Source organism: Antribacter sp. NEAU-D49 (genome assembly GCF_057158775.1).
In genome coordinates this window covers 91,847-118,577 of the sequence record NZ_JBXTSN010000008.1, presented here as the reverse complement: position 1 = coordinate 118,577, position 26,731 = coordinate 91,847, and the positions used below count along the sequence as shown (strand labels likewise).

24 protein-coding genes are annotated in these 26,731 nt (G+C 71.8%); 16 read left to right on the top strand and 8 right to left on the bottom strand.

Annotated elements, in window-relative coordinates; translation table 11 throughout:
* Positions 1–5: 5 nt before the first annotated feature.
* From AC060K_RS08810 to AC060K_RS08795, 4 genes are read right to left on the bottom strand one after another with little or no spacing between them, the layout of a single operon-like run.
* Positions 6–461 (bottom strand): NUDIX hydrolase, encoded by a 456-nt coding sequence (locus AC060K_RS08810; RefSeq protein WP_483765051.1) that lies wholly within the window; start codon positions 459–461, stop codon positions 6–8.
* Positions 462–470: 9 nt separating this feature from the next.
* Entirely contained in the window at positions 471–1,289 is an 819-nt protein-coding gene (locus tag AC060K_RS08805; protein WP_483765050.1) for a hypothetical protein, read from the bottom strand.
* Positions 1,286–2,299 (bottom strand): hypothetical protein, encoded by a 1,014-nt coding sequence (locus tag AC060K_RS08800; protein WP_483765049.1) that lies wholly within the window; start codon positions 2,297–2,299, stop codon positions 1,286–1,288. Before AC060K_RS08800 ends, AC060K_RS08805 begins: the two co-directional genes overlap by 4 nt.
* Before the next feature lie 2 nt (positions 2,300–2,301).
* A complete protein-coding gene (locus AC060K_RS08795; RefSeq protein ID WP_483765048.1) occupies positions 2,302–2,949 on the bottom strand; it encodes a TauD/TfdA family dioxygenase in 648 nt (215 codons plus the stop codon).
* A gap of 280 nt (positions 2,950–3,229) precedes the next feature.
* On the opposite strand from AC060K_RS08795, the gene AC060K_RS08790 reads away from it, so the two are divergent.
* Positions 3,230–4,252 (top strand): DUF4190 domain-containing protein, encoded by a 1,023-nt coding sequence (locus AC060K_RS08790; protein ID WP_483765100.1) that lies wholly within the window; start codon positions 3,230–3,232, stop codon positions 4,250–4,252.
* A 61-nt stretch (positions 4,253–4,313) separates the two neighbouring features.
* Positions 4,314–5,027 (top strand): DUF6308 family protein, encoded by a 714-nt coding sequence (locus AC060K_RS08785; protein WP_483765047.1) that lies wholly within the window; start codon positions 4,314–4,316, stop codon positions 5,025–5,027.
* Between the two features lie 42 nt (positions 5,028–5,069).
* Here AC060K_RS08785 and AC060K_RS08780 read toward each other — a convergent pair whose 3' ends face one another.
* Positions 5,070–5,321 carry a DUF6480 family protein gene (locus tag AC060K_RS08780; RefSeq protein WP_483765046.1) on the bottom strand — a complete coding sequence of 84 codons (252 nt, stop codon included), beginning with the start codon at positions 5,319–5,321 and terminating at the stop codon, positions 5,070–5,072.
* A 225-nt stretch (positions 5,322–5,546) separates the two neighbouring features.
* Between AC060K_RS08780 and AC060K_RS08775 the strand changes: the two genes are divergently transcribed.
* The 5 genes from AC060K_RS08775 to AC060K_RS08755 all read left to right on the top strand — a co-directional run bounded on the left by AC060K_RS08775 (position 5,547) and on the right by AC060K_RS08755 (position 11,665).
* Positions 5,547–6,521: a hypothetical protein gene (locus AC060K_RS08775; RefSeq protein ID WP_483765045.1), complete on the top strand. Its 975-nt coding sequence runs from the start codon at positions 5,547–5,549 to the stop codon at positions 6,519–6,521.
* Between the two features lie 228 nt (positions 6,522–6,749).
* Complete coding sequence (locus AC060K_RS08770) at positions 6,750–7,292, top strand: flavoprotein (RefSeq protein ID WP_483765044.1); 543 nt, start codon at positions 6,750–6,752, stop codon at positions 7,290–7,292.
* Between the two features lie 226 nt (positions 7,293–7,518).
* Positions 7,519–9,498 carry a DNA/RNA helicase domain-containing protein gene (locus tag AC060K_RS08765; RefSeq protein WP_483765043.1) on the top strand — a complete coding sequence of 660 codons (1,980 nt, stop codon included), beginning with the start codon at positions 7,519–7,521 and terminating at the stop codon, positions 9,496–9,498.
* Positions 9,495–10,724, top strand: a complete 1,230-nt coding sequence (locus AC060K_RS08760; RefSeq protein ID WP_483765042.1) for an NAD(P)/FAD-dependent oxidoreductase — start codon at positions 9,495–9,497, stop codon at positions 10,722–10,724. Before AC060K_RS08765 ends, AC060K_RS08760 begins: the two co-directional genes overlap by 4 nt.
* Positions 10,725–10,729: 5 nt before the next feature.
* A complete protein-coding gene (locus tag AC060K_RS08755; protein ID WP_483765041.1) occupies positions 10,730–11,665 on the top strand; it encodes an RNA polymerase sigma-70 factor in 936 nt (311 codons plus the stop codon).
* A 37-nt stretch (positions 11,666–11,702) separates the two neighbouring features.
* Here AC060K_RS08755 and AC060K_RS08750 read toward each other — a convergent pair whose 3' ends face one another.
* The gene (locus AC060K_RS08750; RefSeq protein ID WP_483765040.1) at positions 11,703–12,194 is read right to left on the bottom strand and encodes an NUDIX hydrolase; all 492 of its coding nucleotides are present in this window, start codon (positions 12,192–12,194) and stop codon (positions 11,703–11,705) included.
* 166 nt (positions 12,195–12,360) lie between these two features.
* On the opposite strand from AC060K_RS08750, the gene tatA reads away from it, so the two are divergent.
* Genes tatA through lnt form a run of 6 tightly spaced genes read left to right on the top strand, consistent with a single transcriptional unit; the run spans position 12,361 to position 20,770 of the window.
* A complete protein-coding gene (gene tatA, locus AC060K_RS08745; RefSeq protein WP_483765039.1) occupies positions 12,361–12,633 on the top strand; it encodes a Sec-independent protein translocase subunit TatA in 273 nt (90 codons plus the stop codon).
* Between the two features lie 3 nt (positions 12,634–12,636).
* Positions 12,637–13,410: a twin-arginine translocase subunit TatC gene (tatC, locus tag AC060K_RS08740; RefSeq protein WP_483765038.1), complete on the top strand. Its 774-nt coding sequence runs from the start codon at positions 12,637–12,639 to the stop codon at positions 13,408–13,410.
* On the top strand, positions 13,407–14,468 hold the full coding sequence (locus AC060K_RS08735; RefSeq protein WP_483765037.1) for a diacylglycerol/lipid kinase family protein: 1,062 nt from the start codon (positions 13,407–13,409) through the stop codon (positions 14,466–14,468). Before tatC ends, AC060K_RS08735 begins: the two co-directional genes overlap by 4 nt.
* 9 nt (positions 14,469–14,477) lie before the next feature.
* Positions 14,478–17,375, top strand: coding sequence for a DEAD/DEAH box helicase (locus AC060K_RS08730; protein WP_483765036.1), 2,898 nt, complete (start codon positions 14,478–14,480; stop codon positions 17,373–17,375).
* 17 nt (positions 17,376–17,392) lie between these two features.
* Positions 17,393–19,069, top strand: a complete 1,677-nt coding sequence (locus tag AC060K_RS08725; protein WP_483765035.1) for an amidohydrolase — start codon at positions 17,393–17,395, stop codon at positions 19,067–19,069.
* 36 nt (positions 19,070–19,105) lie between these two features.
* Complete coding sequence (gene lnt / locus AC060K_RS08720; protein ID WP_483765034.1) at positions 19,106–20,770, top strand: apolipoprotein N-acyltransferase; 1,665 nt, start codon at positions 19,106–19,108, stop codon at positions 20,768–20,770.
* Positions 20,771–20,890: 120 nt separating this feature from the next.
* Here the strand turns inward: lnt and AC060K_RS08715 are convergent, their stop codons facing one another.
* Complete coding sequence (locus AC060K_RS08715; protein ID WP_125775937.1) at positions 20,891–21,235, bottom strand: RNA polymerase-binding protein RbpA; 345 nt, start codon at positions 21,233–21,235, stop codon at positions 20,891–20,893.
* Positions 21,236–21,629: 394 nt separating this feature from the next.
* On the opposite strand from AC060K_RS08715, the gene AC060K_RS08710 reads away from it, so the two are divergent.
* From AC060K_RS08710 to AC060K_RS08700, 3 genes are all read left to right on the top strand, one after another.
* Positions 21,630–22,826, top strand: a complete 1,197-nt coding sequence (locus tag AC060K_RS08710) for an LLM class flavin-dependent oxidoreductase (protein WP_483765033.1) — start codon at positions 21,630–21,632, stop codon at positions 22,824–22,826.
* 34 nt (positions 22,827–22,860) lie between these two features.
* Positions 22,861–23,502 (top strand): FMN reductase, encoded by a 642-nt coding sequence (locus AC060K_RS08705; RefSeq protein ID WP_483765032.1) that lies wholly within the window; start codon positions 22,861–22,863, stop codon positions 23,500–23,502.
* A 71-nt stretch (positions 23,503–23,573) separates the two neighbouring features.
* Positions 23,574–24,287 (top strand): hypothetical protein, encoded by a 714-nt coding sequence (locus AC060K_RS08700; RefSeq protein WP_483765031.1) that lies wholly within the window; start codon positions 23,574–23,576, stop codon positions 24,285–24,287.
* 50 nt (positions 24,288–24,337) lie between these two features.
* Here the strand turns inward: AC060K_RS08700 and AC060K_RS08695 are convergent, their stop codons facing one another.
* Positions 24,338–26,641, bottom strand: coding sequence for a HelD family protein (locus AC060K_RS08695; protein ID WP_483765030.1), 2,304 nt, complete (start codon positions 26,639–26,641; stop codon positions 24,338–24,340).
* Positions 26,642–26,731: the final 90 nt, after the last annotated feature.

Sequence of the window (26,731 nt, the reverse complement as noted above, 5' to 3'; positions counted from 1 at the left end):
GTCGGCTACCCGAAGTGGCCGCGCTCGGCGGCCAGGCGGATCGAGGCCTTGTAGTCCTCCGGCATCGTCAGAGAACCGACCTCGTCGGGCGAGACCAGCACGAGCTCCTTGTGCTCATGGCTGTAGGCGGGCGGGGTGTCGCCGTCGTAGGTCGCCAGGAACGTGAGCACGAAGACGTGACGGTGCGGAAAGATCTGGTAGACCCACGCGTAGTACGGATCGCCGACGGCCGCGTCCCACGAGAGCTCCTCCTGGATCTCACGGGCCAGGCACGCGGCTGGATCCTCACCGAGGTCCAGCTTGCCGCCCGGGAGCTCCCACTCGTCGCGCTCGTTCCGCAGGAGCGGGAGCCGCCCTCGCCAGCTGATGACGGCCTTGACCGAGACCGGCAGCTGGTACTCGAAGTAGCCGGCGTTGCGTTCGACCAGGTACGGCTCCTCGGGGGAGCGGGTGTTGAGCATGAGGTCCCGTCAGGTGAGTTGAAGGAGAGAGACGCAAGCATCGTCGGACTTCTTGAAGAATTGAGCCGCTGGGTCGGTCGCATCCTCGTGGCGCCGGATCATCGCAATGACCTCTTCCGCTGACCGCTGCGCCACGAGGGCAGTGAGGTCCGCCCAAGAATCGGCAAGGTGGTAGTCGGTGACAGCGCGTGCAAAGCCATCGGTAGCGAGCAGCAGAAGATCTCCGGGCGCTGCCATCCAGGTGGCCGTCCGGGCTCCCGGACCGGCAGCCGGGTTGTCGCCCAGGACCCAGACGTCGTGCTGGCCTGCGAGGTACCCGCGTCGCCGCGCGACGATGCCGGCTACCCCGTCAGCGGCCTGCCCGGCCAGTCTTTGTGCTGCGACCGCTCGGTGCTCGTTGCTGCCGAACGCAGGGTTGGACAGCACGGCGTCCTCTCTGGCGTGATAGATGAAGACGTCGCCCACAAGAGCGGCTTCGACGTGGCCAGCCGCACATCGGACAATCCCGAGAGACGCGACGGGAGGGAGGCCACCATCAGGCACTCCCGCGATGCTGAGCTGGGCCGCGATGTGCGACGCCAGAGCGCCGATCAGGTGCGAGGGCCGGCCCTCGAGTCGGCGCGAGCGCAGCCAGGCGTCGCCGGCGTGGGCGATCCAGTAGGCGCCCGAGACGTTCGGGTCGGGCCGGAAAGTGTCAGGCATGTCGGTGGCGCCGTCGAACATCCAGGCGTACGACCCGGACGACCCGGCGAGATCCTCATTGAAGTCGCCGACGCCCTTGCTCGTCGCCGTGTCGAGCACGGTCAGACTGGTCACGGTCGTCGTCATCCGTCGGTTCCCGGTGTCGGAGTTGGGGGAGCGGCGCCAACCCAGGCGGCCAGGTCGACGAGTCCGACGAGGTGTGTGGCCGACAAGCACATCAGGAGACCGAGTACGAGGCCAGGGACCAATCGCCAGACCGACCGTACGCCACCGGCCCACATCAGGCAGGAGAAGGCGATGGTGATGGCGCCCGTCGCGGCGAGGATCAGCGGGACGCCGTCGGACACGTCGATACGTGTGGCGACCGTGACTGCCGTGGTAATCAGGGCGATGACCGCGGCGAGAACACCGAGCAACTGCACCTGGTCACCGCGCGAGGCGTCGAGCACAGCCTTCGTCTCGGCCATCTGCGTGAGCAGGTCAGTGCCCTGCCGGTCGATGAGGAGTCGCGAGCGAAGCGCCTCGTACCGGGCGAGCCGACGTACTCCGCCCGGGGTGCGGGCCTCCTGATGGTGGATCGCCACCTGGATCTCGGTCAAGGCCTCTGAGACGCGGCCGTCGAGGTGGAGCAGGCGGGCCCGCGTGAAGTGGAAGTTGGGGTTGTCACGCGTCGACGTGCGCAGGGCGGTGTCGACAGCTTCCAGGGCGAAGGCTAGCTCGGCCGGTGTGACCAGCTCTGGGGCCAGGTCGCCGAGGTCGGCGAACAAGGCGGCGTACTGGTGCCACACGCCTGGGCGGTCCTCCAGTGCCTTCATCGCCTGCCGGGAGTGCCGTAGTGCCTGGCGCAGGCGGGTGACGGAGGTGCCGTCGCCGACGGCGGCGATCGCTCGAAAGGTGCCGTAGTACGGGTTCGACCCGAACTCGCTCTCGTACCGCGTGACGAGGTCTCGGTACTCGACCTCGCGCTCCTCCCTGTTGAGATCCTGGAGGAGGGCGTAGAGGCACGTAAAGCGCTCATCAGCCGGGCGGGACTCGTCCGCGAGCGCCTCCGCCAGCTGTTCCGGGGACAGATTCCTGGCGAGCTGCTCGCGAACGTCCTCGGCGAAAGTCGGTGACGTCCAGGTGGGGATGGTCATCGTCACGGCTGGTGGGCCTCCGTCGGTTCGGGTGCATGGGCGAGGATCCGTAGCCCGGCCCGCGACGGGTCGGTGATCAGCGTGCGTCCGTGGGCGATCCGATGGTTGTCGAGGACGTACGCGTCGCCGCTGCGCAGCCAGTCGACGGTCTGGGTCACTTGGGTGACGCGGCGGCGCACCTCGGCCACGAGGGCGGCCGGTCCGGCGAGGTGAGCGTGGGCGTCGTCGCGGTACCGGTAGCCGCCGCCTGGTCCGAGGCGGAGGGGGAGCCGGGTGGCAGTGGTGCGGAACTCGATCGAGAGACTCATGATCTCCTGCACTTCTAGCCCGGCAGTGACGAGCTCGAGGTCCGCGAAGAGTGGAGATCCGCCGAAGGTCGGGCCCTGCTGGACCAGGTGCATCCCGAGGAACCGCGGTGGATCGGGGATCGAGGAACGATCCGTGTGCACCGGGAGCGCCGCCAAGGTAAAGCCCGCTCCAGGCTCACCGGTTCGACCGGTCGGGGTGATGGACGTGCGTCCGCGGTCGTCACCGTCGGGGTGCGCGTACACGGTGCCCAGGTCGGCCATCAGTCTCTCGAACTGCGTGGAGGAGATCTGCGGGAGGAGGACGACGCCACGCTCCCGTATCCGTGCTGCGACGTCGAACATCCCCGGACGGCCCCCTGACCATCGACCCTGTGATGCTGTGACCTGCGTGGACGCGGTCCAGCGTAGCCATCACCGGAGGTAGGGGACCGTACGGCGTGGGGTTTCACCCGACGGTCGACGGGCGGGCAGGGTCGGTGTTGCTCGGGTGAACTATCGATTCACCCCCGCGAATGGCGGCGCACGAAGCGCTCGCGACCACGGGCACGGCTAGCGTGTGCGTCTGTCCCCAGCCCGAAGGGGACCTTCGCGACAAAGGACCGCAGAGCATGTCTCAGCGCAGATGCCGCCGTATCAGTGGGCGCCGCAAGCGCCCCGCCCCCCGCAGAACAATCCGGCGGCGACTGCGAGCCTGGTTCTCGGCATCCTCTCCTTGGTTCTCAACCCCCTGTTTGCCACGAGCGTCCTGGCGTTCATCTTCGGGATGGTCGGCATCCGGCGGTCTGGCGAGATCTATCCGAGCAGAGGGCGCGGTGTCGCTTCGGCAGGCATCTTCCTGTCCTTCGTCGGCGCGGTGTTCGCGCTGCTGATCGGCGCTCTGATCGTCGAGGTGCTCTCAGACGACGACACCCCGATCCTCACGCTCCCCGGCATCGAACGGCCCGCTGGGGCTGACGCTTCGGATCACGCTGCGGCCGAGGCGGCGGGCAGCACGGAGGAACAGCACGTGGACCTTGCCACGTACGAGGTTGTCGACCCAGCCCGCTGGGAAACGATCGCGCGAGACCCCGACGCGGCCAGCGGGTCCAAGATCGTCGTCTTCGCCGAGGTCACCCAGTTTGACTCCGCGACCGGGCCTGAGACGCTGCGCGCCAACGTAGGAGCCACTCAGCCCGTCCAGACGTTCGAGCTTGTCACCAACGCGATGCTCACGGGCACAGTGGCCGCACTCGGCGAGATTGCGCAGGGCGACGTCCTCAAGGTGCACGCCACGGTAGTGGGTGCGCTCGAGTACAGCACGATGATCGGTGGAGCCACCGTCGCGCCGGAGCTGACGATCGAGAGCGTCGAGATCGTCGGGTTTCTCGACATCACGGGAGATGCTGTGCTGGGCCAGCACGTGACCGACGACTACGGTCTGACGACTGTCCCCGTCCGCGTCACCAACAGCGGTCTGGAGACCTACTCGTACATGGTCGAGGTGACGGCTCAGAGCGCTGACGGTTCGCAGAACTTCGGGACGACGAGCGTGCTCGTACAGAACCTCGCGCCCAGCCAGATCTCCGACCAGGGGGCGACGTTCTTCGACGGCCTCCCCGCCGACGTCGTCCTCAAGGTGTCGTCGGTTTCCCGCATGCCGTACTGACGGAAGCGGTTGGAGCAAGGAGGAGGCTCGATCCATGTCGCACGACACTCGACCGGACCACGTGCCCCGCACCTGGCCGGAGGTAGACGAAGGTCTCGTCGCGCAGGCCAGGGAACGGGCGCTGGAGGCTCTTGCAACCGACTCGCCGCGCCCGGCCCAGGACCGGCTCATCAGCTACTACGACCTGGAAGGCGACTTCGCGGGGTCCGCCTTTGTGCAGCTGCAACCAGTCGTTCGCGACGACATCGTCGCGGCGGACCTGCACGCGGTGACGCTGCTCTCGGTCGCCGTCGGACCAGGGGCGACCCGACGGCTGCTGGAACCGGGCCCCGCGCGTGACAAGGCACTGAGCGCCCTGAGCGCGCTTCCCGAGACGCACCTGCACGAGGCTTCGGGACCTGCGCTCGAGGCGATGGAGCGGTTCTACCTGGCGGTGCGACAGGCCCTGTCGGCGCCCTCGACCCAGAGCCCGAACGCATGGGTGACAGCCTCGAAGGTGTGCGCCCGCAAGCGGCCAGACCTGTTCCCGGTCCGGGACAACCAGGTGTGCAGGCTTCTCGGCCTGATCCCGTTGCGAGGGACGGGGAGCTATCGCATTGACTGGCTGGTCTTCCGCGCGCTGACCCGGGACACGGAGGTGACCGCCGCGGTCGACGAGGTCGCCACGCTGGTGCGTCAAGCCGCCGAGACGAGTGGGCGCCGGGTGAACCCGGACACCGGCCGGCTACGGCTGCTCGACGCCGCCTTGTGGACGTGGGCCACCAGCAAGGGCTGAAGGGGGACGACTGCTCCGTCGTCGGCCCGCATGCCTGGGCTCTCAATCCAGCAACCCGACCCCCATACCGATGAACATCGCCGCCACCAGCCCCACCACGAGCACCACCCCGAGGATCCACGCCCATGGCGTCCACGCCCGCGGCCCGTGCTCCTCGTGCCCCTGCGGGGCGCTCACCTGGTCCGACGCCGGTGGCGTCTCGCCCGGCTGGACGTTGCCGCTGAGCGGCTGAGTGCGGCCATCAGGCTCCGGGTCAGGGTTGCGTGGGGCGTCGTCGCCGGGGACGTTCGTCATCGGGGGCCTCCGCGCCGTCGTCGGTCCTCCACGGTAGGCACCCGCCCGCCCCGGTCGCGCGGCGACAGCCCGGCTGGGGCCCGGGCCGAGCCGGACCCCGGTGATCGCCCCTTGCCTCGTACCCCTACCCCCACGATCATGGATAGACGCCGCGGAGCGGACAAAGGCGACCAAGGGGGCTGGGTGGGTTCGGGGGATCGCAGCGTCAGAGAAGCCGTCGGGAAGGTGCTCCACAGCATCCTGCGGACCGCGTACCCCGAGCACGCGACCGGTCCGGATCGGGCCGTCCGCACGTTCCTCATGCTGGTGGGCCTGGCCGTGGTCGGCACGCTCGCGGCGACGGCGTGGGACTGGGTCCTCGCCGAGCCGACCGCCCGGCGCGACGCGCAGATCCAGGAGAAGCTCGAGCAAGAGATCGCGCGGCAGTCGCCGACGCCGCCCGTAGAGCCCACACCTGAGCCCACCCCTGACGACCCTTCGGAGCCCACGCCTGAGCCGTTCGACCCAGGCCTCTGGCACCGCGTGGACCAGGTGAACATCGAACCCGTCACGCCGTCGATCATGCTGCTGGACGACCTGACCGCCGAAGAGGTCGACTTCTACTCGGACGCGAGCCTCGAGGACCCTGAGCTCTTCGAGCACCTCACGTCACTCCACGAGCGGGGGACCGTGGCGGACCACACGTTCTCGGCGCAGGAGACGGGTCTCTCGTACCGCTGGACCCTCGACCTGAACAGCTCGAGCGCTACCGCGATCGCCATGACGGACGTCCAGCTCTCCGGGCTCGAGTGCGTCCCAGCTACCGCGAGCGCCGCTTTCCTCCTCCCGAACCAGGGCGAGGCGGACCGGAACGTGCTCTCGTTCTCGATGGAACGTCCCACGGTCGCGCGGCTCTACGAGATGGAGGAGTCCGGCCAGGCACCGGGCTGGGGCGAACCGTACTTCGAGCAGAAGTCCGTGTATCTCGGCGGCCCCGAGGAAGGAGTCGGGTTCGTGGTCGAGGTGGTGACCACCTACGAGGACTGCACGTGGGACGCGTTCGAGGTGGCCTGGGCGGGTGCGGAGAGCGAGGGCGTCTACGACGTCACGAACGACGACGGTTCGCCCTTCACCGCGCGAGGTGTGTCCCCCGACGCCGACACGTTCTTCGTGTACCCGATCGACGACGGCCCCGACATCTATTCCGACCCCCTCTGGTGACGGAATCGGAACCGGGAGAACCCGGCACGGCTGATCGCGTCGACAGCCTGCATCAGAGCCTCATGGGCCGGCTCGCCGGACGCGGACAGGTCGTCCTCGTCGGTGGGGACGTGGTGCAGAAACCTGCGTCACGGTCGACGGAGTCGGGGTACAGAGTGTCGGAGGCAATTCCCAGACTGCCCTAGTGTCGACGCCAGACGAACCGCAGAGAGTCTCGAAAGGTGGCTCATGCCTCAGCCTGTCCTGTACGTCGTGGTGTGTGCCGCGGGCGCCACGCAGTTCGTCTCATCGGGCTTGCTGCCGCCCGCCGCCGAGCGTGGCTGGGAGGTGCATGTCCTTGCGACGGAGCGTGCTGCGTCCGTCTTCCCGGACGCGATGAGCGAGATCTCCGAGGTCTTGAGGCGCCCTGTCCGGACCGATTTCCATACCTCGGTCGGCTACTCGCTGCCAGACCCCGACGCGATGATCGTGGCGCCGGCGACGTTCAACACGATCACGAAGTGGGCACTCGGGCTTGCGGACACGTACGTTCTCACACGCCTCGCAGAACAGACCGGCCGTGGCATCCCGATCGCCCTCGGTCCGTACATCAACGTCAGCTTCGCACGGCACCCCGCCTACCAGGCGAGCCTGGACCGGCTACGGTCCTGGGGGATCGACGTGGTGATCGGCCCGAACGAGCCGCACAGTTCCGGGACCGGCGCCGCAGAGACGTTCCCCTGGAAGGCGCTCCTTGACGCGGTCGGCGGAGACACGTCAGTGACACGTTGAAAACCCGGTCCCAAGACGCCGTTCGGTAGCGACTAAGGGCAGTCCGCCGAGTCAGCGGTTGATCGCCCGGACGACCATCTTCACCCACCCCCACAATTGGCCCACCACCTGCGACGTCGTTATCGTCACAGTGCCATAGCGGTAACGACGAGCTTCCGGCCGACCCGAGTCGGCTTCAGGACACGCTCCCCACCGCACGATTACTCGTGCCCCGGGAGCAGTGCCCTTGTCGGTCGTCCGGTATTCCGTGTCAGCGCTCGCGTCGTCCTTCGCCTCAGGCCCGTCCTCGGTGGAGGAGCACCTGGCCACCCAGCTGCGCTACCAGGGGGTGAGCGTGGGGGAGAGCGAGCGCCGTTCGTGGCGCAGCTCGCTGCCCGTGCTGACGAGCGATCTGCAGGAGGCGGGTCTCGACAAGGTCGAGGTGATCCTGGAGCACCGGCTGCCGTGGACGTCGAAGCGGACGGACGTGATTCTGGCGGGCGCCCACCCGCGTACCGGCGAGCCTTCGTTCGTGGTCGTCGAGCTCAAGCAGTGGAGCACCGCGCACCGGTCAGGCGGTGACAGCGACGTCCTCGTCGATCCGGAGGGCGCCCGCTACCGGGAGGTGCTCCACCCGAGCGAGCAGGTCAAGGGCTACCTCGAGTACCTCCGGGACTATGTGCGGTGGTTCGAGCACCGGCCACAAGCCGTGCAGGGCGTGGCCTACCTGCACAACGCGACCGACATGCTGGCCGGCGACCTGTTCGACGTGCCTGCCGTCGCGGAGGTCCCGCTCTTCACCGGACAGCGCCGCGCACGTCTGCGCGAGCACCTCCTGACCTTGCTCGACCCGTCGGCGCCCGGCGCGGAAGCTGCGGACCTCCTACTCGGGTCGGCGAAGGCGCCGTCGCGGAACCTTCTCTCGGTAGCGGCCGACATGGTGCGAGACCGGGACGTGTTCGTCCTGCTCGACGAGCAGCGCGTCGCCGTGGACCTGGTGCACCGAGCCGTCGAGGGGTCTCGCCGCGGGGATACCAAGGAGATCGTCCTGGTGTCGGGTGGACCAGGGTCGGGCAAGTCGGTGATCGCGCTGAGTCTGCTCGGTGAGCTGGCACGCGAAGGACGCACCGTGCTGCACGCGACCGGCTCGCGATCGTTCACCCAGACGCTCCGCAAGGTCGCGGGCAAGGGGTCCTCGCGAACCCAGAAGATGTTCCTCTATTTCAACAACTTCTCCGCGGCCGAGAAGAACGGCTTGGACGTTCTGATCCTCGACGAGGCACACCGCATCCGGGAGACGTCGGTCGACCGCTACACGAAGAAGGAGATCCGCGAGAAAGCTCGCCCGCAGGTGGACGAGCTGATCGACGCGGCGCGCGTGCCGGTGTTCCTGCTCGACGAGAACCAGGTCGTCCGGCCCGGTGAGATCGGCAACGTCGCAGACATCCGCGCTGCGGCCGAACGCAAGGGTCTTACCGTGCGGCAGGTCAACCTTGATGCGCAGTTCCGAGCCGGGGGCAGCCAGAAGTACATCGAGTGGGTCGAGACACTGCTCGGCCTGGACGGGCCGCCGTCGGGCACCGCCGAGACCTGGACCGGGGACGAAGCCTTCGCCGTCGACGTGGCCTCCTCCCCGGCCGAGCTCGAGGCGCGGCTGCGCACCTATCAGGAGCACGGCCACACCGCTCGCATGACCGCCGGATTCTGCTGGCCCTGGTCCAAGGAGCCCGGACCCGACGGCGCACTGGTGCGTGACGTCGTGGTCGGAGACTGGGCACGGCCCTGGAACGTCTACGGCGAGCGTGCCGTCAACGGAGCGCCGCCCGCCTCCCTCTGGGCGACCGACCCCGCCGGGTTCGACCAGGTTGGCTGCGTGTATACCGCCCAAGGCTTCGAGTACCAGTGGAACGGCGTCATCCTCGGCCCCGACCTCGTCTGGCGGGCGGCGGCGAACGGGGGAGCGGGCGGCTGGCTGGCGCGCCGTGAGTTCTCGAAGGACCCAGCCTTCACCAAGCGTGTGCCCGACGGCGACTACGACCGGCTCGTGCGCAACGTCTACAAGGTGCTGCTGACCCGTGGGATGAGCGGAACGCTGCTGTACTCCACGGACGGCGAGACGCAGGAGATGCTGGAACGGGTGGTGACGCCGAATCCGGCGATAGCACCGAGGGCCCGCGCCGGCGGGTCATGTCACACCCGCGCCCCCCATCTCGTCTCGGGGGCATGAGCACCCGAACCCACGTCCTCGTCGTCGGCGCCGGCTTCGCCGGCGGCATGGCCGCGGTCCGCCTCGCGGGCCGTTCGCACGGCCGTGTCGCCGTCACGGTGGTGAACCCGCGCCCAGCCTTCGTCAACCGCCTCCGCCTGCACCGGGCCGCCGTCGGGCAGCAGATCGCCCTGCCGAGCCTGCGGCAGATCCTCGGCCGCGACGTCACCTTCGTCGAGGGCTACGTCACCGCCCTCCACGTCGACACGGGCCAGGCGACCGTCGCCACCGACGGCTCCACCGTCACCATCCCGTTCGACCGCGTCGTCCTCGCCACCGGCAGCTCGACCGAGCCGGTGCCGGTCCCGGGCGGCGAGCACGCGTTCGCCGTCGGCGACCTGGAGGCCGCCCGGCGCCTGCGCCCCGCCTTCCGCGCCCTGCCCCAGGGCGCGCACGCCGCCGTGGTCGGCGGTGGCTTCACCGGCCTCGAGACTGTCGCCGAGCTCGCCGAGGCGCGTCCCGACCTCCGCGTCAGCCTTGTCACGGCGGGCGACGTCGGCGCCTGGTTCAGCCCGCGCGGCCGCGCCCACGTGCGGAGCACCCTCGCGAGGCTCGGCGTCGCCACCGCCGACAACGTCCGGGTCCAGGCGATCGAGCCCCACCGGCTCGTGCTCGACGACGGCGCCGAGGTGCCGTCCGACCTCACTGTCTGGTGCGGCGGCTTCGCCGTCCCGCCGCTCGCCCGGGAGGCCGGCCTCGCCGTCGACGCCCAGGGCGCCGTCCTCACCGACGCGTCCCTCCGGTCCGTCTCGCACCCGCAGGTCCTCGCCGTCGGCGACGCCGGGCACACGCCCGGCCCGGCTGGCGGCCGGTACAGCATGTCGTGCCAGTTCGCCTTCCCGTCGGCCGCTCACGCGGCGGACGCCCTGCGCGCGGAGAGCCTGGGCCTGGTGCCCGACGACGGCCGCCCCGCCGCCCTCGACCTCGGCTTCGTCGGCCGGAGCGTGAGCCTGGGCGGGCGGGACGGCGTCTTCCAGCGCACGGGGCCCGACGACGTCGCGGCCGGCCTCACGCTCACCGGCCGGGCCGGCGCGGCGATGAAGCGGGTCCAGCTGTTCAGCGTCGAACGCGCGACGGCGTGGGAGCGGCGCACGCCAGGCATGACGCGCTGGCCGGGTGCAGGCGACAAGACAGACGAGGCCGCGAGCGCCGCGCCCCGCGCCACCACCGACCGGATGGCAGGCTGATTCCGATGACCCGTACCGAGGAGTTCACGGAGCTGCGTCCGCTGCTGTTCGCGATCGCGTACCGCATCCTCGGCAGCGTGACGGAGGCGGAGGACGCGGTCCAGGAGACGTGGCTGCGTTACGAGTCGACGACGACGGAGCCGGTGTCGGTGAAGTCGTTCCTGTCGGCGGTGGTGACGCGGGTCTCGCTGGACGTGCTGCGGTCGGCGCGGGTGCGCCGGGAGGCGTACCCGGGGCCGTGGTTCCCGGAGCCGCTGGTGAACGACACGTTCCAGGTGCCGGAGCGCGCGGCGGAGCTTGCGGACTCGGTGTCGATGGCGGCGCTGGTCCTGCTGGAGCGGCTGAGCCCGCTGGAGCGGGCGGTGTTCGTGCTGCGGGAGGTGTTCGGGTTCAGCTTTGCGGAGGTGGCGGGCGCGGTGGAGCGGTCGGAGGCGGCGTGCCGGCAGCTTGCGGTGCGGGCGCGGCGGCACATGGACGAGGGTCGGCCGCGGTTCGAGGCCGACCGCCGGGAGCGGGAGGAGCTCGCGGCGCGGTTCTTCGACGCGCTGCGGGCGGGCGACGTGGACGGGCTGAAGGAGCTGCTCGCGGCGGACGTGCAGTCGGTCGCGGACGGTGGCGGCAAGGGCCCGGCCCTGACCCGGCCCGTGGTGGGCGCCGAGAACGTGGCGCGGGTGCTCGCCGCGTACTCGCCCGCGATGTTCGGCACGGGGATCACGCTCGAGGAGCTCGACGTCAACCAGCAGCCGGGCGCGATCCTCCACACGGCGGACGGGAGCATCCTGGCGATCCTGGCCCTGGACGTGCTCGACGGCCGGATCCAGACGGTTCGCGGCATCATCAACCCGGACAAGCTGGCCCACCTCGGCCCGGTCGCGGACGCGTGGGCGGCTCGTGACGCGGCCGTCGAGGCGCGTCGGGCCCGCCGGGAGGCCCGGGGCTGAGCGGGTCCGCGGGCGCCCGGCCCGGGACCGGGAGGGCTCAGTCCCGGTACCCGTCCACCCCGCTCGCGTCGGGGTCGAGCCCGAGCCGTGTTTCCGCCACGAGAGCGGCGGCGGCCGCCTGGAGCAGGTTGGGCACGCCCCAGTCGAGCCGGGCGGGCGCCCGGTGCACGGGGGTGAGGAGCCGCCGGTACATCCGCCCCTTGTCGGGGTCGACGGCGCGGGGGAGGAACGACGAGATCCGCGCCGCGTACCGGAGCTGGGCGAACGGGGGAGCGCCGTCGGACGGGGTCACGTGCTGGTACCCGAGGTACACGGGAGACTCGAGCACCACCTGGCACTCCTCCATCGCCTCCCGGTGGAGGGTCTCCTCCCGGGTCTCCCCGGGCTCGGGCTTGCCGCCCGGCATGCCGATCTTTCCGGCGTCGTCCCGCAGGAGGACGCGTCCGCACTCGGCGAAGCACCAGCCGTAGACCTGGGACACGGGCAGGGAGTCGGGGACGGGGGCCGCGAACCACCGGAAGGTCAGCACGCCCCGCAGCATCCCGCGCCGTCGGGCCGCTGGCCCCCCGACACGCCGTCGTCGCGGCACGCCCACAAACCCACGCAACCTTCCGTCCACCGGGACGCTACCTCCGCGCCCCTCAGGACTGACTAAGATCGGGCGTACCACCATCGTCCCGGAAGGGGATCACACCATGGGCGCCATGCAGTGGCAGCACTGGCTCATCGTATTTGTCATCGTCCTGCTGCTCTTCGGGTCCACCCGCCTGCCGGGCCTCGCCAAGAGCGTCGGCCAGTCGATGAAGATCTTCAAGAGCGAGATCAACGACCTGCGCGACGACAAGGGCAAGAAGGACGCCCCTGCCAACGACACCAAGGTCGACGCCACCCCGAACACCTCCAGCACCCCCACCACCGCTGCCACGGCGCAGTCGGTCGTGAAGGACGACGAGAGCCCCAAGGCATAGCCTGTGCCTGTCCGTACCAAGCGACCGGCCGACGGCCGCATGTCGCTTCTCGAGCATCTGCTCGAGCTCCGGAAGCGGTTCGTCCTGGTCGCTGTCGGCCTGGTGCTGGGCGCTGTCCTCGGCTGGTATGCGTACGACCCGCTGATGCAGCTCCTGCAGGCGCCGCTCAAGGCGGCGTCGGAGGCCCGTGACATCCCGGTCACGCTGAACTTCACGGGCCTCACGGCGGCCCTGGACACCAAGATCAAGGTGTCGCTGTTCCTGGCCGTGTTCGTCACGTGCCCGTGGTGGCTGTACCAGCTGTGGGCGTTCGTCACGCCGGGTCTCACGTCGAAGGAGCGGCGCTACGCGTTCGGCTTCGTGGGCGCCGCGGTGCCGCTGTTCCTCGCGGGCGCCTACATGGCGTGGCTGGTGCTGCCGCACGCGGTGGGGATCCTCACGGGCTTCGTGCCCGACGACACGTCGAACCTCAACAACGCACAGGAGTACCTGAGCTTCGTGATGCGGCTCATCCTGGCGTTCGGGCTGTCGTTCGTGTCGCCGGTGGTGCTGGTGGGGCTGAACTTCGCGGGGATCGTCCAGGGCACGAGCCTCCTGGCGGGCTGGCGGTGGGCGGTGCTCATCGCATTCACCTTCGCGGCGATCATCACCCCCACCCCGGACGCGCTCACGATGATCCTGGTGGCGCTGCCCATCTGCCTGCTCTACTTCGCCGCGGTGGGCATCGCGATCATGCACGACCGGCAGGTCGAACGCCGCTACGCTGACGTGGCGTGAGCACCTCCTCCACGACGCCCGGGCGACGACGCCTGGGCGTCGTCGTGAACCCGTCCGCCGGCAAGGGACGCGGTCGCGTCGCCGGTCAGGCCGTCATCGACTACCTCCATACCGCCGGGCACGACGTCTGGGACCTCTCCGGGCGCAGCGCCGCCCTCGCCTCCGAGCGGGCGCAGCGCGCCCTGCAGCAGAAGCTCGACGCCCTCGTCGTGGTGGGCGGCGACGGCATGGTCCACCTCGGCCTCCAGGTCGTGGCCGGGACGGACGTCCCGCTCGGCATCGTCCCGGTCGGCACCGGCAACGACTTCGCCACCGCGCTCGGCCTGCCCTCCCTCACCACCCGGCACGCCTGCGACGCGCTCCACGCGTACCTCGCCGAGGGCGCGTCGGGCGTCCGCGCCGTGGACGCGGTCCACGTCACGGGCCGCGTCGCCCGCGCGGGGGCCGACGGCGGCACGTGGTACGCCGGGGCCCTCTCCGCCGGGCTCGACGCCGCCGTCAACGCCCGCGCCAACGCGATGGTGCACCCGCGCGGCCGCTCCCGGTACACGGTTGCCGCCCTCGGCGCCCTCGCGACCTACACCCGCTACGGGTACCGCCTCACGTTCGAGGGCGTGCCGCACGAGGACCGCGTGACCCTGCCCGGCGCGCTCCCGGCCGTCCAGCGCGGCCCCGTGGGCCGCACGGTCGCCTGGAGCGGCGACGCCGCGATCGTCACCTGCGCCAACAGCCCCCGCATCGGCGGCGGCATGCTCGTCGCCCCGGGCGCACGGACCGACGACGGCCTGCTCGACGTCGTCGTCGCCGCCGGCCTCGACCGGACCGGTGCCGCGCTGCTGTTCCCGCGCCTGCTCGCGAACGGCCGGCACCTGTCGCACCCGGCGGTGCACGTGGTGCGGTGCCGGGCGGTGACGGTGGAGGCGAGGCCCGCGGCCGACGTCGGGCACCCGCCGGCCGCGTACGCCGACGGTGAGCTGCTCGGGGCGTTGCCCCTGCGTGCGGAGGTGCGGCCCGGGGCGCTGCGCGTTCTGGCGGGGGGTGTGGGCGGTCGCCCGTAGGCTGGGCGTATGACGCAGCTCAGCCCCGCCGAGCGGTTCGCCGCCGCCCAGGCCCGCGCAGCGGCCGAGAAGCAGGCGAACACCGGCGAGCTCGCGAAGTTCCGCGAGATCCTCGGCTTCACGCTCGACGACTTCCAGGTCCGCGCCTGCACGGCGCTCGAGGAGGGCCGCGGCGTGCTCGTCGCCGCGCCCACCGGCGCCGGCAAGACCGTGGTGGGCGAGTTCGCCGTGCACCTGGCGCTGGCCAGCGGACGCAAGGCGTTCTACACCACGCCCATCAAGGCCCTCTCGAACCAGAAGTACGGCGACCTCGTGCGCCGTCACGGCGCCGACAACGTCGGTCTCCTCACGGGCGACTCCACGATCAACGGCGACGCGCCCATCGTGGTCATGACCACCGAGGTGCTGCGCAACATGCTCTACGCGGGCTCGTCCACGCTGGACGGCCTGGCGTACGTGGTGATGGACGAGGTGCACTACCTCGCCGACCGCTTCCGCGGCCCGGTGTGGGAAGAGGTCATCATCCACCTGTCCGACGACGTGCAGCTCGTGTCGCTGTCGGCCACGGTGTCCAACGCCGAGGAGTTCGGCGACTGGCTCGAGATGGTCCGCGGCGACACGGCGGTCGTGGTGAGCGAGCACCGCCCCGTGCCGCTGTGGCAGCACGTGCTGCTGTCGTCACCCGAGCCGCGGGGCGTGCCCCGCCTGCTCGACCTGTACGGCGGGCACGTGGACGTCACCGACCCCGGCGTGACGCCGCCCATCAACCCCGACCTGCTGGCCGCCTTCCGGGGCGGGCATGGTGGCGACCGGGACGAGCGCGGTGGCCGCGGGCGCGGCTATCGGGGCCGCGGCGACCGGGGCTACCGCGGCCCGGGCGGGCGCCGCACCGGCCCCGGTGGTCCCGGCGGACCGGCAGGCGGCAACCAGGGCGTGCCCAGCCGCCGCACCCCGCCGCGCTTCGTCGTCATCGACGCCCTGGCGCACGACGACCTGCTGCCCGCCATCTACTTCATCTTCTCGCGCGCCGGCTGCGAGGCGGCCGTGGAGCAGTGCCTGAAGGCGGGCCTCAAGCTCACCTCCGCGCAGGAGGAGGCGGAGATCCGCCAGCTCGCCGAGCAGCGCACCGCGGCGATCCCGCCGGAGGACCTCGACGTGCTCGGGTACTGGTCCTGGTCGCAGGCGCTGGCGCGCGGCATCGCCTCGCACCACGCGGGCATGCTGCCCGTGTTCAAGGAGACCGTCGAGGAGCTGTTCTCGCGCGGCCTCGTCAAGGTCGTGTTCGCCACCGAGACCCTGGCGCTGGGCATCAACATGCCCGCGCGGTCCGTGGTGCTCGACAAGCTGGTCAAGTGGGACGGCTCCGCGCACGTCCCGGTCACGCCGGGGGAGTACACCCAGCTCACCGGCCGGGCCGGGCGCCGCGGGATCGACGTCGAGGGGCACGCCGTCGTCGTCGACCACGGGGCGCTCGACCCCGTTGCGCTGGCCGGCCTCGCGTCCAAGCGCCTGTACCCGCTGCGCTCCAGCTTCCGCCCCACGTACAACATGGCGGTCAACCTCGTGGCCCAGGTGGGCCGCGACCGGGCGCGCGAGGTGCTGGAGACGTCGTTCGCCCAGTTCCAGGCTGACCGCGGCGTGGTGGGGCTCGCCAAGCAGGCCCAGGCCCACGCCGAGGCCCTCGAGGGCTACGCCGAGGCGATGACGTGCGACGTCGGCGACTTCGCCGAGTACATGGCCATCCGGACCGCCATCGGCGACCGCGAGAAGGAGCTCTCCCGCGCCGAGGCCGGCACACAGCGCGCCCAGGTCATCGCGGCGCTCGAGAAGCTGCGACGGGGAGACGTGGTCGAGGTCCCGTCAGGCCGTCGCCGCGGCTACGTGCTCGTGCTCGACCCCGGCGAGCCGGGTGGCTTCGACGGTCCCCGCCCCACCGTGCTCACCCAGGAGCGGCAGGTGAAGAAGCTCACGCTGGCCGACGCGCCCGGCGGCCTGCGCACCGTCACCACCGTGCGCGTCCCCAAGACGTTCAACGCCCGCCAGCCCGCCGCCCGGCGCGACCTCGTGTCGTCGATGCGGGCGGCCCTGGGCGCCGTCTCCGACCCGCGGGACCGGGGTGCCCGCTCGGGCCGGCCCTCCGGCGGCAGCGACGCGGCGAGCGACGCCGAGCTGTCACGCCTGCGCAAGCAGCTGCGCGCCCACCCCTGCCACGCCTGCCCCGACCGGGACGACCACGCCCGCTGGGCCGAGCGGTGGAGCCGCCTCAAGAAGGAGCACGACCAGCTCGTGCGCCGCGTCGAGGGCCGCACCGGCTCGATCGCGCGCGTGTTCGACAAGACGTGCGACGTGCTCCTCGAGCTCGGCTACCTCGACCGCAGCGCCAAGGCCGGGCTCCGCGTGACCGACGACGGCCGCTGGCTGCGCCGCCTCTACGCCGAGAACGACCTGCTCCTCGCGGAGTGCCTGCGCCGTGGCGTGTGGGACGGGCTCGACGCCCCCGGCCTCGCCGCCGCCGTGTCGACCGTGGTGTACCAGGGCCGGCGCGACGACCCGGTGGAGCCATACCTGCCGGGCGGGCCCACCGGCCGCCTCGCGCGGGCGCTGGACGCCACCACCCGGGTCTGGTCCGAGGTGGACGACCTGGAGCAGGCGCACGGCATCTCGTCGACGGGCCCGCTCGACGACGGGATGGTCGCCGCCGTGCACCGCTGGGCGTCCGGCAAGGGCCTGGACGCCGTCCTCAAGGGCTCCGACCTCGCGGCGGGTGACTTCGTGCGCTGGTGCAAGCAGGTCGTCGACGTGCTGGACCAGCTCGCCGGCGCCGCGCCGTCGCCCGTGCTGCGGACCACCGCCCGCAAGGCACAGGACCAAGTTCTTCGAGGTGTGGTGGCGTACTCCAGCCTGTAATCACATAGAGTCCCACCGTGAGTCAGCCAGCACGTTCGATCCTGTACCGGGGTGGCGTCGTCCACTCGTCCGTCGACCCCTTCGCCGAGGCCATCCTCGTGGATGACGGCGTGGTCGCCTGGCTGGGCTCCGACGACACCGCTGCCGGGCTCGCCGCCCGCGCCGACCGCGTCATCGACCTCGACGGCGCGCTCGTGGCCCCGGGGTTCGTCGACGCCCACGTGCACACGCTCGAGACCGGGCTCTCCTCCCAGGCGGTGGACCTCTCCGCGGGCGCCGGCGTGCGCTCCCTGGCGGACGCGCTCGCCGCGCTGCACCTGGGCGCACGCAAGCTCGCCGCGGAGGACCCGGCGGGCGAGGAGGTGCTGCTCGCGTTCGGGTGGGACGAGCAGACGTGGCCGGAGGGCCGGGCGTTCTCCCGGTCGGAGCTGGACGCGGCGTGCGGTGGTCGTGCGGTGTACGCGGCGCGGGTGGACGTGCACTCGGCGGTCATCTCGACGTCGCTGGTGGAGCGGGCGGGCCTGAGCGGGACGCCGGGTCTGGCCGAGGACGGCACGGTGACGGGTGAGGCGCACCACGTGGCGCGCGACCTGGCGCAGGACGTCACGCCGGCGCGCCGCACGCGCGCGTACCGGCGAGCGCTGGAGGGCTGGGCCCGGCAGGGCATCGTGGGCGTGCACGAGATGAGCGCACCCCACGTGGACACGCGGGCGGGCCTGGCCGAGCTGATGGCGCTGACGGCGGACCCCGCGAACGGCCTGCCGCACGTCGCCGCGTACCGGGGTGAGCTGTGCGAGACGGCGGACGACGCGCGCTCCCTCCTGGCGGAGCTCCCCTGGCTCACGGGCATCGGCGGGGACCTGAACGTGGACGGGTCGCTGGGGTCGCGCACGGCCGCGCTGCGGACCCCATACTCGGACCTCATGTCGGGTCCGGCGGGGGAGGCCTGGTACGGCGAGCTGTACCTGTCGGCCGAGGAGGTCGCGAACCACCTGTCGGCGGTGACGGCGGTGGGCAAGCAGGCCGGGTTCCACGTCATCGGCGACCGGGCGATGGACGAGGTCGTGCTCGGCCTGCAGGTGGCGGCGGAGGTGGACGGGCCGGGCGCGCTGCGGGCGGCGCACCACCGGATCGAGCACGCGCTGTTCGTGGACGCGAACGCACTGGGGGTGCTGCTGCTGCACGGGGTGAGCCTGTCGCTGCAGCCGGCGTTCGGTGCCGCCTGGGGTGGTTCCTCGGGCATGTACGCGTCGCGCCTGGGCGCGGTGCGGGCGGGTTCGCTCCTGCCGTTCGCCGACCTTGCCGGGGCGGGCGTGCCGGTGGCGTACGGGTCGGACACGCCGGTGACCCCGGCCGACCCGTGGGCCGGGGTCCGGGCGGCGACCAGCCACGAGGACCCGGACCAGCGGGTGTCGGCGCGGGCGGCGTTCCGGGCGCACACCCGCGCCGGGTGGCGTCTGGCAGGCCTGGACCACACGGGGGCGGGCGAGCTGCGCGTGGGCGCGCCGGCGCACCTGGCGGTGTGGCGGGCGGAGCGTCTGGGCGTGCAGAGCGTCCCGGGACGGCTGAGCTCGTGGAGCGAGGAGGCGCGCGCCGGTTCGCCCCTGCTGCCCGACCTCGCCCCGGACGCCGCCACCCCCGAGTGCCTCCACACGCTGCGCGACGGGGTGGTCCTGTTCGACACGTTCGAGTGAGCGGGACCTCCAGGTTTACTGGCTAGGCTTGCGCCCGTGATCCACCGCGAGCCGTCCCGGCTGCTGACCCTCTTCCTCGCGCCGGTCGGTGGGCTCGCCCTCTGGGCGGCCTTTCCCGACGTCGCCTTCTGGCCCGCCGCGTTCGTCGCGGTAGCCCTCCTCTGGTTCGTCCTCGGACGGCGAGGAGCCTGGTGGAACCTGTTCGTCGGCCTGATCTTCGGCCTGGCGTTCTTCCTCACCCACCTCTGGTGGTCCAACGTCTCCACGGACGCCGTGCCCTGGATCGCTGTGAGCCTCCTGCAGGCTTCGTTCTTCGCGGTGCTCGGCCTCCTCTGGTCGTGGGTGCGCCGGGCGCTGGACACCTGGCTGCCTCAGCGCGCCTGGTCCGGGCTCGCCCGGGCGGCGGCGTTCGCGCTGCTGTTCGCCGCGGTGGAGCAGTGGCGGTCCGAGGTGCCGTTCGGCGGGTTCCCGTGGGGGCGCCTGGCCTGGGCCATGGTCGACGCACCCCTGGGCAGGGCCGCCTGGCTCGGCGGCGCGGTGCTCGTGACGTTCCTCGTGGTGCTGGTGAGCGCGCTCGTGGCGCAGCTCGCCGGCGCCGGGCTCCGTGCGCTGCTCGGGCTCCGTCACTCTGCGTCAACCGTGTCGACGCAGAGTGACGACGCTGGTGGAGCGCAGGGTGCCCGGACGCCCGCAGCCGGGTGGGGCGCCGCGGCGGGAGCCGTGGTGCTGGGAGCCGCGATCGTCGTCGGCCCGCTGGCTCTGCCGTTGCCTTCGCCCGACGACCCCACGGACGAGGTGCTGCAGGTGGGCGCCGTGCAGGGCAACGTGGGGGAGCCGGGGCTCGGGTCGTTCGCCAACCGTGCCGAGGTGCTGAACAACCACCTGGACGGGACGCGCGCGCTGCTCGACCAGGTCGGGCCCGGCGACCTGGACGTGGTGCTGTGGCCGGAGAACGGGTCGGACCTGGACCCGCAGACCACCCGCGACGTGGCCCGCGACATCGACGAGGCCGCCGTGGACGTCGCGGCGCCCATCCTCGTGGGCGCGCAGGAGTGGCCGGAGACGGGCGGCCGGTACAACGTGCTGCTGCTCTGGCAGCCCGGGGAGGGTGTCACCCAGCGGTACGCCAAGCAGCACCCCGTGCCGTTCGGCGAGTACATCCCCATCCGGTCGTTCGCGCGGATGTTCTCCGCCCAGGTGGACCGGGTGCAGACCGACATGCTCCCCGGTTCCGACCCCGGGATCATCGACCTGCCCGTCGAACGGCTGGGGCGCGACGTGCGGCTCGGCACGGTGATCTGCTTCGAGGTGGCGTACGAGGAGATCGTGCGCGACTCCGTCGAACGGGGCGCGGAGGTGCTCATCGTGCCGACGAACAACGCCTCGTTCGGGTTCACGCCGGAGTCGACGCAGCAGCTCGCCATCTCGCGCATGCAGGCCATCACGACGGGCCGTTCGACCGTGCAGATCTCGACCGTGGGCGTCAGCGGCATCATCGCCGCCGACGGGACGCTGCTCGAGTCCACCTCGCTGTTCACCGCCGACCAGCTGCTCGCCGACCTGCCGCTGCGCACCGAGCTCACGCCGGCGGTCCGCGTCGGGTACTGGCTCGGCTGGACGACCAGCGCCCTGGCCGCGCTGCTGGTGATCGGCGGCATCGTGACGAACGCGCGGTCGAGGTCAAGGGCGCGCACCGCCTGACCCACGACCAGCCCACCCGCCCGCCTCGCTGTGGGTACACGTATGGCCGCCCTTCCCGACGGAGGAGCGGCCATACGTGTACCCGCGAGCAGTGCCCGGCCCGGCGCGGGCCCGGAGGCGTCAGGCGCTGCGGCGCAGCTTGCCAGCGCGGAGCAGCTCGAGGCGCTCGTCGAGAAGCTCCTCGAGCTCCTTCACCGTGCGACGCTCCAGCAGCATGTCCCAGTGCGTACGAGCCGGCTTGGTGGCCTTGGGCTCGGGACGCTCACCGTCACGCAGGAGCGCCTCCTCGCCGCAGCGGCACTCCCACACCGCGGGAACCTCGGCGTCGGTCGAGAACGGGAGGATGATGGTGTGCCCGTTGGGGCAGTCGTAGTACGCCTGGAACCGCGGGGCGAAGTCCACGCCCTCGTCGGACTCCATGCTCTTGGCACCGATGCTCATTCCTCGCAGGGAGCGGTCAGCCATGTCGTCCTCCAGGGTCTCGGGAAAAGGTCCGTAGTGCCAACGCCGGGACCCTCGTCAAATGTTCCGGATAATTGCTCCGGCGACCTGAGACGGTCCGTGGGATCGGTGCTGGTGTGGCCCGTAACGGCTCCGGCTCCCGTTTTCGTGGGACGCTGGTGCTGCGGCGGGCGGTCCTGCGGCGGGACTTCTTCCCGTCCGCGAGCGCCTGACCAGGCTACGCGCCGTGCCCGCACACGGCCAACGCGAACTCAGGCAAAGCGGACTCATTGTGCCCGATCTCACGCGTTCCCGCCGGGAACATCCGGGGCCGCCGCGGGGTTGAGGCGCATGTACATGCAAAAGCATGAACAGAGGGGGCGGCCGACCGGCCGCAAGCCAGCCGCAGGAGCTCATCATGCAGTTCGGGATCTTCACCGTCAGCGACGTCACCACCGACCCGACCACGGGTCACACTCCGGACGACACCGAGCGGGTCCGCAGCATCCTCGCGATCGCCAAGCATGCCGACGAGGCCGGGCTCGACGTCTTCGCCACGGGGGAGCACCACAACCCGCCGTTCGTCGCGTCCTCGCCGACGACGATGCTGGGCTACCTCGCCGGCGTCACCAAGAACATCACGCTGTCGACGGCGACGACGCTCATCACCACGAACGACCCGGTCCGCCTGGCCGAGGAGTACGCCATGCTCCAGGTGATCAGCGACGGCCGCATGGACCTCATGATGGGCCGCGGCAACACGGGGCCGGTGTACCCGTGGTTCGGGCAGGACATCCGCCAGGGCATCCCGCTGGCCATCGAGAACTACGCGCTGCTGCGCCGCCTCTGGACCGAGGACGTCGTCGACTGGGAGGGTAAGTTCCGCACTCCGCTGCAGGGCTTCACCTCGACCCCGCGTCCTCTCGACGGCGTGCCGCCGTTCGTGTGGCACGGCTCCATCCGGAGCCCCGAGATCGCCGAGCAGGCCGCGTACTACGGCGACGGGTTCCTGCACAACAACATCTTCTGGCCCATGAGCCACACCAAGCAGATGGTGACGTTCTACCGCGAGCGCTACGAGCACTACGGCCACGGCCGCGCCGACCAGGCGATCGTGGGCCTCGGCGGCCAGGTGTTCATGCGCAAGAGCTCGCAGGCGGCGTGGGACGAGTTCCGCCCGTACTTCGACAACGCCCCGGTGTACGGCCACGGGCCGTCGATGGAGGACTTCACGCGCGAGACCCCGCTCACCGTCGGCTCCCCGCAGCAGGTCATCGACCGTTACGGCGCCTTCGTGGACGAGGTGGGCTACTACCAGCGTCAGCTCTTCCTCATCGACCACGCGGGGCTGCCGCTCACGACGGTGCTCGACCAGATCGACCTGCTGGCCGGGGAGGTCGTGCCGGAGCTGCGCAAGATCGTCGAGGCCAAGCGTCCCGAGGGCGTGCCGGCCAACCCGCCCACGCACGCCGAGCGCGTCGCCCGCGCCCAGGCTGCCGGTGAGGCCGGCGCCGGACACGTCGGCGGAACAGAGGACACGTGGACCGGTCGCCGTGCCGAGGAGGGCTCTCCCGAGTCCCAGCAGGCCGCGTCGGGCAAGGCTTTCGGTCTCTGAGGCCGATCCAGACTCCCAGGGAGGAACCCGCACCATGAGCGAACGCACGATCGTCGTCGTCTCCGCCGGGCTGTCGCAGCCGTCGTCGACCCGCCTGCTCGCCGACCGCCTCGCGGGGGCGACGGCGCGCGAGCTGGAGGCCCTCGGCCACACCGTCGACGTCGAGACCATCGAGCTGCGTGACCACGCGCACGCCGTCGTCGACGCCATGCTCACCGGGTTCGCCACCGGCGAGCTGGCCCGGGCGATCGACATCCTGACCAAGGCCGACGGGCTCATCCTCGTCACGCCGCTGTTCACGACCACGTACTCCGGGCTGTTCAAGTCGTTCATCGACATCCTCGACAAGGACTCGATCACCGGCATGCCCGTGCTGCTCGGGGCGACCGGCGGAACCTCCCGCCACTCGCTGGCCCTGGACTACTCGGTGCGGCCGCTGCTCACATACCTCCGGGCCGACGTGATCCCCACCTCCGTGTTCGCGGCCACCGACGACTGGGCCACCTCCGGCGGCACCCCCGCGGAGAGCAAGCACGACGACGTCAACCCCCTGCCCCAGCGCATCGAACGGGCGGGCAAGGCGCTGGCTGCGCGGGCGTCGGCCCGGGAGAACGAGGGCCCGGCCGACCCGTTCGCCAGCACGCCGAGCTTCCTGGACCTGCTGGGCAAGAACTGACAGGTCGGCGGAGCAGGTCCCCTGGGCGATCTTGACCGGGAGTTTCCCCAGGCTTGCCGTCCCGTCGCGGCATGAGGGACGATACGGGCACGACGGCGTCACCGGTCACCGTCGCGCTCAGCCGGACGAGGGGAGTGGTCACGATGGCGGAGAAAGACGACGCCTCGCGCACGAGCACCGGCGAGGTCGGCCGGATCATCGCCATGCTGAAGGCGAACCTGCCCGAGCCCGACGCCGCCCACGCCCCCGTCCCGCCGCCCCCGGGGGAGGAGCCGGCCCTCCCGCCCGTCCCGCCGCCCCCCGCGGTTGAGCCCGCGGCGGAGGACGCCCAGCCCGCGGCGCCGGAACCTGCCCGCGCCCCCCGGCGCGAGCCCGTCGGCGTCCAGCTCCAGATCGACCTCGCCCCGCCGGACCCCGCGCACCGGTGGAACCCGGGCGCCCGCTACCGCGCCTCCCGGCTCGCCGCGCTGCGCGAGGCCGAGGCGGCGGTCGTCGCCGCCCGTCGCAGCCAGGCGGAGGCGAACGTGACGGGCCCCGTGATCGTCGTCGGCCCGGGTGGTGCCCCGAAGACCGGGGCGCAGCCCGTGCTGGCGGGTCGCCTGTACCGGGGACCGGCGCGGCGGGTGCGCGTCTTCGACCGGGAGATCTGGACCGCGGCGGGCCGGTCGAACCGGGCGCCGCGCGACATCAGCGAGGCCCTCACCGCCGCCGTCGAGCGCTACCGCAAGGGCGCGATCAACACGACCGGCCTGGTGCGCGCCATCGGCCACGCGCTCGCCGCCTGACCGACCCCGCGCCGAGCGATCGGCCCGGCAGGTTCTCGGCGGGCGCCGCCTCAGGAACTCGTGAGCACCACCAGCTCCCGCGTGGCTCGCGTCATCGCCACGTAGCGGTCCACCGCACCCTCGGTCCCGGACCCGAACGTCTCGGGGTCCACCAGCACGACCAGGTCGAACTCGAGGCCCTTCGACAGCTCGGGCGTCAGCGAGCGGACCCGCGGCCGCGCCGCCAGCACCTCGTCCACCTCGGCGAGCGCTCCGTCAGCGCCGATGACGCATGCCGTCCCCTCGGCGTGACCCGCCAGCCACGCGTCGAGCACGGAGGCGAGCGACGCGACGGACCCGTGCACCACCGGAACGCCGCCGCGCCGCACCGACGTCGGCACGTTGGCGTCCGGCAGCGCCGCCCGAATGACCGCCTCGGCCTCCGTCATGACCTCCTCGGGCGTCCGGTAGTTGATCGTCAGGGAGGCCACCTCCACCCGGTCGAGCCCCACGCGGGCGAGCCGCTCCTCCCAGGACCCGGCGAACCCGTGCCGGGCCTGCGCCCGGTCGCCGACGATCGTCAGGCTCCGCGACGGGCAGCGGAGCAGCAGCATCTGCCACTCGGCGTCGGTGAGCTCCTGCGCCTCGTCCGCGACGACGTGCGCGAACGGGCCGGCGAGCGCGTCCGGGCCGGCGACGTCCGGCATCGCGGCGCCGTCGACGAGCGCCCCGCGCAGGTCCTGGCCGCGCAGCATCTGCATCACGCCCATGTCGGAGTCGTCCGTGGCGACGAGGTCGTCCACGACGTCGGCCATCCGTGCCCGCTCGGCCGCGGCGGCAGCCTCCTGCCGACGGCGCCGCCGTGACGCCTCGGGGTCGCCGAGGCGCTGCCGCGCCGCGTCGAGGAGCGGCAGGTCGGACACGGTCCACGCCTGGGGTTCCGCGCGCTGCAGCGCCTCGATCTCCTCAGGTGTCAGCCAGGGGGCGCACCGGCGCAGGTACGCGGGCACCTCCCACAGGTCGCCGACGAGGTCGGTCGGGTGAAGCAGCGGCCACGCCCGGCCGAACGCCCGGGTGAGCTCCCGGTCGGCCGCGAGCGCCGTGCGGAGCGCCGCCGCTGGGACCTCACCGCCGCCGCGGCCGTAGGCGTCGAACTCGTCGTCCTCGCCGGGAACGGCCTCGCCGTACGGGTCCCCGCCGAGCCCGTCGTCGAGCGCGGCGTACGCGTCGTCGGGTCCGGCGTCCGGGTCGTCGGCCTGAAGGAGCTTGTCGACGAGGATCGTCACGAGCGCTTCCCACACCTGGTCGCGGGCGTCGTTGTGCGGGGTGCCCGGCTCGGCGGCCTCGAACGCCTCGGCCCAGTCGGCGCTGCTGAGCCAGGCGTCGCCCCAGGGGGTCTCGACCTCCAGGCCCTGGGTGGGTGGCGTCTCGTAGAGCCGCACGGCGGGCTCGACGGCCGCGACCATGCGCGCGTCGGCCTTGAGCCGCGCCACCTCGGGGTCGGTCTCGGGCACGGCGGCGGCGCCCTCCGGCACGAGGTCGCGCAGCGTGCAGGTCCGCACACCTTCTTCGCCGAGGCTGGGCAGCACGTCGGCGACGTAGGCGAGGTAGGGCTGGTGCGGGCCGACGAACAGCACGCCGCCCCGCCGGTGCCCCAGGCGCGGGTCGGAGTAGAGGAGGTAGGCGGTGCGGTGCAGGGCGACGACGGTCTTGCCGGTGCCCGGTCCGCCGTCGACGACGAGGGCGCCGCGGGACCCGGCGCGGATGATGGCGTCCTGGTCGGCCTGGATGGTGCCGAGAACGTCGCGCATCCGGTCGGACCGCTCGCTGCCGAGGCTGGCGATGAACGCGGACTGGTCGTCGAGCGCGGCGTTCCCCTCGAGGCCGTCGGGGGTGAAGACCTCGTCCCAGTAGTCGCTGATCCGGCCGTCGGTCCAGCGGTAGCGGCGTCGGCTCGCCAGGCCCATGGGGTGGGCGTGGGTGGCGCCGAAGAACGGTTCGGCCGCGGGGGAGCGCCAGTCGACGAGCAGGCGCCGCCCGCCCGCGTCGGTGAGACCGAGCCGTCCCACGTACACCGGGTCCGACCCGTCCGTGGCCACCATGCGGCCGAGGCACAGGTCGAGGCCGAACCGCTGCAGGATCCGGAGGCGGGCGGTGAGGCGGTGGACCTCCTGGTCGCGGTCGAACGCCGCCTGCCCGCCGCCGGCCGGTGCCCTGCGGGCGGCGTCCAGGCGGTCGGTCAGTTCGGCGACCGACTCCTGGAGGGTTGCCGCGAGGTCGGCGAAGTGCTGCTCGTCGACCGCGACGAGCGCCGGCTCGGCCTTGGCCGCCAGCTGTTCGGGCAGGTCGAAGACGTGGGTGGTGAGGGGGTGCATGGCGTCCCGTCGTCGCAGTTTCGGCTGAGGTCGCCGATTCTGCGCCGGGGAGGGGGTCTTGCGGCAAGACCCCCTGTGTGTTATACGTTG

Coding starts and splice junctions, on each gene's coding strand:
- AC060K_RS08710 (WP_483765033.1), top strand. CDS start 21,630: ATGCAGTTCGGGATCTTCACCGTCAGCGACGTCACCACCGACCCGACC.
- tatA (WP_483765039.1), top strand. CDS start 12,361: ATGGGCGCCATGCAGTGGCAGCACTGGCTCATCGTATTTGTCATCGTC.
- AC060K_RS08800 (WP_483765049.1), bottom strand. CDS start 2,299: ATGACCATCCCCACCTGGACGTCACCGACTTTCGCCGAGGACGTTCGC.
- AC060K_RS08770 (WP_483765044.1), top strand. CDS start 6,750: ATGCCTCAGCCTGTCCTGTACGTCGTGGTGTGTGCCGCGGGCGCCACG.
- AC060K_RS08700 (WP_483765031.1), top strand. CDS start 23,574: ATGAGGGACGATACGGGCACGACGGCGTCACCGGTCACCGTCGCGCTC.
- AC060K_RS08715 (WP_125775937.1), bottom strand. CDS start 21,235: ATGGCTGACCGCTCCCTGCGAGGAATGAGCATCGGTGCCAAGAGCATG.
- AC060K_RS08695 (WP_483765030.1), bottom strand. CDS start 26,641: ATGCACCCCCTCACCACCCACGTCTTCGACCTGCCCGAACAGCTGGCG.
- AC060K_RS08755 (WP_483765041.1), top strand. CDS start 10,730: ATGACCCGTACCGAGGAGTTCACGGAGCTGCGTCCGCTGCTGTTCGCG.
- AC060K_RS08805 (WP_483765050.1), bottom strand. CDS start 1,289: ATGACGACGACCGTGACCAGTCTGACCGTGCTCGACACGGCGACGAGC.
- AC060K_RS08705 (WP_483765032.1), top strand. CDS start 22,861: ATGAGCGAACGCACGATCGTCGTCGTCTCCGCCGGGCTGTCGCAGCCG.
- AC060K_RS08780 (WP_483765046.1), bottom strand. CDS start 5,321: ATGACGAACGTCCCCGGCGACGACGCCCCACGCAACCCTGACCCGGAG.
- AC060K_RS08760 (WP_483765042.1), top strand. CDS start 9,495: ATGAGCACCCGAACCCACGTCCTCGTCGTCGGCGCCGGCTTCGCCGGC.
- AC060K_RS08795 (WP_483765048.1), bottom strand. CDS start 2,949: ATGTTCGACGTCGCAGCACGGATACGGGAGCGTGGCGTCGTCCTCCTC.
- AC060K_RS08810 (WP_483765051.1), bottom strand. CDS start 461: ATGCTCAACACCCGCTCCCCCGAGGAGCCGTACCTGGTCGAACGCAAC.
- AC060K_RS08790 (WP_483765100.1), top strand. CDS start 3,230: ATGCCGCCGTATCAGTGGGCGCCGCAAGCGCCCCGCCCCCCGCAGAAC.
- AC060K_RS08730 (WP_483765036.1), top strand. CDS start 14,478: ATGACGCAGCTCAGCCCCGCCGAGCGGTTCGCCGCCGCCCAGGCCCGC.